The following is a 1112-nucleotide window of genomic DNA, read 5'->3' as shown; positions in this document are numbered from 1 at the left end:
GCCAGGGCGACGGCGTCATCAAGATCGAGATGCACTTCCTGCCCGACGTCTACGTCACCTGCGAGACCTGCAAGGGCAAGCGCTACAACCGCGAGACGCTGGAGGTGCAGTTCAAGGGCAAGTCCATCGCCGACGTGCTCGACATGACGGTCGAGGACGCGCAGGAGTTCTTCCGGGCGGTCCCCTCGATCCGCGAGAAGATGGACGCGCTGATGCAGGTGGGCCTCGGCTACATCAAGGTCGGCCAGCAGGCCACGACGCTCAGCGGCGGCGAGGCGCAGCGCGTGAAGCTGTCCAAGGAACTGTCCAAGCGGTCGACGGGCCGGACGCTCTATATTCTCGACGAGCCGACGACGGGCCTGCACTTCGAGGACGTGCGCAAGCTCCTCGAGGTGCTGCACGAGCTGGTGGAGCAGGGCAACACGGTCGTGGTGATCGAGCACAACCTCGACGTCATCAAGACCGCCGACTGGATCGTGGACATCGGCCCCGAGGGCGGCGACGGTGGCGGCGAGATCGTCGCCTGCGGCACGCCGGAGGAGGTGGCCGGGGTCGAGCGCTCGCATACCGGCCGCTATCTCGGGCCGATGCTGCGGCCGCGCAAGCACGCCGCAGAGTAGAGGCGCAACCCTTCCCCCGCTTCGCGCGTTCCCCCCGTGACGCGTCCCAAGCGGAGGAAACGGCATGTTCCGGTCCCTGAAGTCCAAGCTCGTCCTGCTGATGCTCGCACGGGCGGCATGGAAGAAATCCGCCGGGTGGCGCGCGCGCCGCATGGCCGCCTGGTCCGAACGCGCCCGCGACGCGGCGCCCGAGGGGGCCGCGAACCCGGTGCGCGCGGGCGGTCCCGAGGCGATGCGCGACCCGCCGCGCCACTGGAACCGGACGGACGAGGCCGGCGATCAGTCCTTCCCGGCCAGCGATCCGCCCGCCAACTACTGAGCCGGCGGCTTTCCCTGGCCGCCCCGCCCCGCTAGGCTGACTCCGCAGCCGAGGGGGAGTTTCGCTTGACCCGGAAACGGAAGATCGGCCTCGCGCTCGGATCGGGGGGGGCGCGGGGGTGGTGCCATCTCGGCGTCCTCTCGGCGCTCGAGGAGATGGGCGTGGAGGCCGAC

The 1112-nt window shown here is 70.1% G+C and carries 2 protein-coding genes; both read left to right on the top strand.

What is annotated here, in order from left to right; all coding sequences use genetic code 11:
- A partial coding sequence (locus tag ACTS11_RS04595; protein WP_442639166.1) for an ATP-binding cassette domain-containing protein occupies window positions 1-620 on the top strand: 620 nt, incomplete at its 5' end.
- 64 nt (window positions 621-684) lie between these two features.
- A complete protein-coding gene (locus tag ACTS11_RS04590; protein WP_442639165.1) occupies window positions 685-939 on the top strand; it encodes a hypothetical protein in 255 nt (84 codons plus the stop codon).
- The last annotated feature ends 173 nt before the right edge of the window (window positions 940-1112 follow it).

Origin of the sequence: Roseicyclus sp., assembly GCF_052168335.1 — a bacterium.
Classification (GTDB): domain Bacteria; phylum Pseudomonadota; class Alphaproteobacteria; order Rhodobacterales; family Rhodobacteraceae; genus Roseibacterium.
The sequence above is the reverse complement of the archived record's forward strand: the minus strand, read 5'-3'. Positions and strand labels throughout refer to the sequence as shown.

Coding starts and splice junctions, on each gene's coding strand:
- ACTS11_RS04590 (WP_442639165.1), top strand. CDS start 685: ATGTTCCGGTCCCTGAAGTCCAAGCTCGTCCTGCTGATGCTCGCACGG.